This is a genomic window from Streptomyces glaucescens (genome assembly GCF_002154375.1).
Taxonomy (GTDB): domain Bacteria; phylum Actinomycetota; class Actinomycetes; order Streptomycetales; family Streptomycetaceae; genus Streptomyces; species Streptomyces glaucescens.
On record NZ_MUND01000812.1, the window covers coordinates 1 to 4,814 of the forward strand.

The 4,814-nt window shown below is 72.3% G+C and carries 3 protein-coding genes; all 3 read right to left on the bottom strand.

What is annotated here, in order from left to right:
• Positions 1 to 314, bottom strand: a 314-nt coding sequence (locus CCN42_RS37695) for a lytic polysaccharide monooxygenase (protein ID WP_211294887.1), incomplete at its 3' end; no start/stop codon positions are given.
• A 56-nt stretch (positions 315 to 370) separates the two neighbouring features.
• Positions 371 to 2,596: a glycoside hydrolase family 6 protein gene (locus CCN42_RS37700; protein WP_086741759.1), complete on the bottom strand. Its 2,226-nt coding sequence runs from the start codon at positions 2,594 to 2,596 to the stop codon at positions 371 to 373.
• An 82-nt stretch (positions 2,597 to 2,678) separates the two neighbouring features.
• The coding region (locus CCN42_RS37705; RefSeq protein WP_086741760.1) for a glycoside hydrolase family 3 N-terminal domain-containing protein at positions 2,679 to 4,814 on the bottom strand (2,136 nt) is incomplete at its 5' end.

A 4,814-nucleotide genomic window follows, 5' to 3' on the forward strand; every position in this document is an offset into this window, starting at 1 on the left:
GCGCTGCACAGCTTGCCGTCCGGGACGTAGCCCGGGCCGCGTCCGCCCGCGTTGGAGTCGAGCACGGCGAACCAGTTGTACAGCGCCGTCGCGCCGCTCTCGGCGAGCGCGGCCTTGCACGCGGGGTTCGTCGGGTCGAGTGCGCCGGTGCTGGTCTTGGCGTCCAGCCAGCAGAGGTAGGTCCGCGAGCCGGGCGTCATCGTCACCCCGTGCGCCTGCGCGCTGCCCTGGCCGATCAGGGCCAGGCCGAGCCCGCTGAGCAGGGTGGCGAGCACCGCCAGCAAGGACAGTGATCGTCTGTTGCGTCGAGCCATCGTCTCTCCTGTGATGGGTGGGGTTGTGTGGGTCTCCTCGGGGGTCTTCGGGCCGGTCAGGCCGGCGGGGTGCCCCAGGCCAGGTCGCCGCCCAGGTAGGCGGGGACCCGGGGGGCGTCGGCGTAGGCGGTGGTGGCGGTGCGGCTGTAGTCGCCGGTCTCGTCGAACGCCGACCAGTCGGACTTGGCCAGGCGCAGCTGGATGTCGCCGGTGTCCTTGCCGGCGGCCAGGGTGCCGGCCGAGAAGGCGACCTCCAGGTAGGCGTCGGCGCCCGTGACGGGGGTGCTCAGCGGCACCACCCGCAGCCTGACGTTGGCGCAGCCGACCGCGGCGTGGTCGCAGAACGCGTTGACGGTGGGCGAGCCGCCGTCCCGGGTGAAGTAGTAGCGGGCGGTGACCTTGGTCAGATCCACCGCGGTGCTGCCGGTGTTGGCGATCCGCAGTCCGGGCCGGATGGCGTTGTCGGCGACCGAGGCGTCGTTGTTCTTGTACGTGACCTTCAGGCCGCCGGCCGGGTCGGGCCCGCCGCCGCCCGCCTCGGTGGTGACGCTCAGCGCGGCGGAGGCCGCGGAGACGTTCCCGGCGGCGTCGCGGGCGCGGACGGTGTAGCCGTACGCGGTGGCCGCGCTCAGCCCGGTGTCGGTGAACGTGGTCCCGGTCACCGGCACGGTGTTGATCTTGGTGCCGTCGCGGTAGACGTCGTACCCGGTGACGCCGACGTCGTCGGTGGCCGCCGTCCAGGCGAGGGAGACGCTGGACGCGGTCCTGGCGGTGGCGCGCAGGCCGGCCGGCGCGGTCGGGGCCGTGACGTCGTCCGGGTCACCGGGGCCACCGCCGCCGTCGGTGGGCACGGCCGGGTACGCGTTGCGCACCAGCATCGAGAACTGGTTGTGGAACCAGTGCCCGGCGAGCGGCGCGTCCGGCATCGCGCCGGTCGGGTTGCCGCCCGCGTTGGGCGCCGAGTACTCCGGGTTGCACATCGGGTCCGGACGCTTGCCCTCGTCGTTCGGGATGTCCTTGCTCGCGCCGTCCGACTCCCCCGGCGGCTTGATCCACAGGAACGCGTCCAGATGCGAGTCCGGGTAGCCGGCGGGCGAGGCCTGCGGGGGCTGTCCGAGGCCCGCGCCGTTCACGTTGCACCACAGGCCGCGGTGCACCCGGCGGTCCACCTTGGACTGGCTGACGTAGGTGTCGAGGACCGTGCTGGTGCTCTCCGCGGTGGGCCGGGCGGCGCCGCCCCAGCCGTTGCGGGAGGTGTCGACGACCATGCCGGTGGAGGCGGGCCAGCCCTGGGCGACCAGCGCGGCGTGGACGGCCTCGGTGAAGTCGGACTCGTCGAAGTTCGAGTTCCACTCGTAGTACTTGCCCGACCTGATCATGTTGCCGCCGACCGTCTTGTTCGGATCGGTGAGGAAGGGCTCGGCGAGCGGTGTGTAGTTGGAGACGTTGGTGATCAGGCCGTCGACACTGCGCAGCCCGGCCGTGGTGCCCTTGGCGACGTCCGTGTAGAGCTGGGTGGTCTGGGTGAGGTTGTTGTCCCAGCCGAGCCAGCCCGAGTGGGCGAAGTCCATGTACGTGTACACGTTCGGGATGGCGTGCAGCTTGTTCAGCGCGTACCGGATGGCGTCGACCTGGATGCCGCTGCTCTTGGCCTGGGCGCACTCCGGGTCGGAGAGGTTGGTGACCAGGTTCGGCAGGCCGTCCGGCTCGATGACCGTGGTGATGCGGATGTCCTGGTACTTCGGGTCGGCGAACACCTTGGCGATCTCGTCGATGTACTCGCTCTTGTAGCGCGCGAGCCCCGCCGCGGTGAGGGGAAGCTCGCCGTTCGAGGCGAGGGCGGCGCAGTCGCGGCCCGGCAGGTCGTACACGACGAACGTGGCGACGAGCGGCTGGCCGGGCTTCTTCTGCGCGAGCGCCAGGTCCAGGTGGTCGGCGAGACTCTTGCGGCCCGCGTTGACCTCACCCCCGTGGATGGCCGCGATACGGTCCAGCCACACGGCCGTCGGGTAGCTCTTGACCTTCTCCATCCTGGCCTTGAGCGTGGCGTCGGTGGTCTGGGCGATCGACCCGTCGACGAGGCGGGCGTAGTCCGGGTTGACGTAGAACGAGGCGCCGGCGAAGGGGTTGTCGACGTGCGCCTCCGCGGCGGCCGCCTCGGGTGCGGTGAGCTGCGCCGCCGCGCCCAGCAGCAGCGTGCTCACCGCGGTGGCCAGGGCCGCCGTCCGCTTGCGGTGCGGCCTGCGCGGGCGGGCGTCCGCGCCTCTGGTCCGGTCTGTCATGTGCTCTCCTCGGTGCGGGGGTGCGGGTGACGGGTGTGGGGACATCCGCGGGGTCAACCGGTGGGGAGAACCGTGGGTCCGGTCAGGCGGGGGTGCAGCGCGGGGCGGGGGTACCCGCGGTGCCGTTCGCCGTGTAGCCGAACGAGGTGGTGGCGCCGACGGCGAGGGTGCCGTTGGACGAGGTGTTGCGGACGGTGATCCGGCCGTTCGCGACCGTGTGGCCGCCGTTCCAGAGACTGGTGACGGTCGAGCCGCCCAGCTCCCAGTCGACCGTCCAGCCCGTGATCGGGCCGGTGCCGGTGTTCTTGACGGTGACTTCCGCCTGGTGGCCGCCCGGCCAGGAGCCGACCAGCTTGTGGGTGGCGGTGCAGGCCTTCACGGGGGCCGGATCGGGGTCCGGGTCTGGTCCGGGGCCGGTGCCGTACGTCAGGCCGTACCCGTAGGGGAACAGCGGGCTCTTGCCGTCGCCGTCGTTGACCGGCTGCTGGGAGGCGCTGCGCATCCACGTCATCGGCAGCTTGCCGGTCGGGGCGTGGTCGCCGAACAGCACGTCGGCGACACCGCCGCCCTCGGTGCCGGGCAGCCAGGAGGCCAGCAGCGCACGCCAGTCGGGCAGCCGGTCGGCGATGTCCAGCGGCCGGCCGGACACCAGCACCACCACGACGGGTACCCCGCTCGCCTTCAGCCGGGCCAGGGTCTGCAGGTCCTCCTGGTCGAGGCCCATGCCGTCGGGCCGGTCGCCGCGCATCTCGGCGTACGGGGTCTCGCCGACGACGGCCACGGCGGCCGTGTAGCTGCCGTCGATGCCGTTGCCGTAGCGGTCGTAGGTGACCCGGGCCGGGTCGGCGACGGCGCCGCGGATGCCCTGGAGGATCGTGGTGCCCTCGGTGACGGGCCCGCTGCGGCCCTGCCAGCCGACGGTCCAGCCGCCGCTCTGGTTGCCGATGTCGGCGGCGGACTTCCCGGCGACGAACAGCCTGCCCGTCCTCGGCAGCGGCAGGATCCCGCCGTCGTTCTTCAGCAGCACCTGTGAGGCGCGCACCGCCTCCCGGGCGAGCGCCCGGTGCGCCGCCGAGCCGACCGTGGCCGTGTACGAACGATCCGTCAGCGGGCGCTCGAACAGCCCGAGCTGGAACTTCTTGGTGAGGACGCGCCGGTTGGCGTCGTCGATCCGGGCCATGGCGACACGGCCCGCGGAGACCTCGCCGCGCAGCAGGCTCAGGAACCGCTTGTAGTCGTGCGGGACCATCACCATGTCGACGCCCGCGTTGACGGCGGTGGCGATCTCGGCACCGGTGAAGCCGGTCTGCCCGTCGAGCTGGTCGACGGCCGCCCAGTCGGAGACGACGAACCCGGTGAAGCCCAGCTCGCCCTTGAGGACGTCGGTGACCAGGTACTTGTGGGCGTGCGAGCGGACGCCGTTCCAGCTGCTGTAGGAGAGCATCACCGAGCCCACGCCGCGCTCGACGGCCTTCTGGAAGGGCGGCAGGTGGACCGCGCGCAGCTCGGCCTCGGAGATCTGGGTGTTGCCCTGGTCGACGCCGCCGGTGGTGCCGCCGTCACCGATGTAGTGCTTGGCGGTGGCGAGCACGGAGGCCGGGTCGCCGCCCAGGGCGGAGCCCTGCAGGCCGGTGATGAACGACGTCATGGCGGTGGGCAGTTCGGGCGTCTCGCCGAACGACTCGTACGTCCGGCCCCACCGGTCGTTGCGGGCCACGCACAGACAGGGTGCGAAGGACCAGTCGATACCGGTACCGGCCACCTCCTCGGCGACCGCGCGTCCGATGCGCTGCACGAGCGCGGGGTCACGGGTGGCGCCCAGACCGATGTTGTGCGGGAAGAGCGTGGCGCCGCGCACCGCGTTGTGCCCGTGCACCGCGTCGATACCGTAGATCACCGGGATGCCGAGCGGGGTCGCCAGGGCGGTGCGCTGGAGGGCGTCGTAGGTGTCGGCCCAGGTCTGGGCGTTGTTGGGGCTGACCGTGGAGTCGCCGCCGGACAGCACCGAGCCGATCCGGTAGGTGGCGAGGTCGGACTGCGGGACCAGCGCGTCCTTCTCGATCTGGGTCATCTGGCCGAGCTTGTCGTCCAGCGTCATCCGGCCCAGCAGGTCGTCGACCCGCTGCGGCACGGGCAGGGTCGGGTCCTGGTACGGCAGCACGGCGGCCCGCGCGGTGTCCGGGTCGGTGTCCCGCTCGGGCGGGGCGGCGGCGGTGAG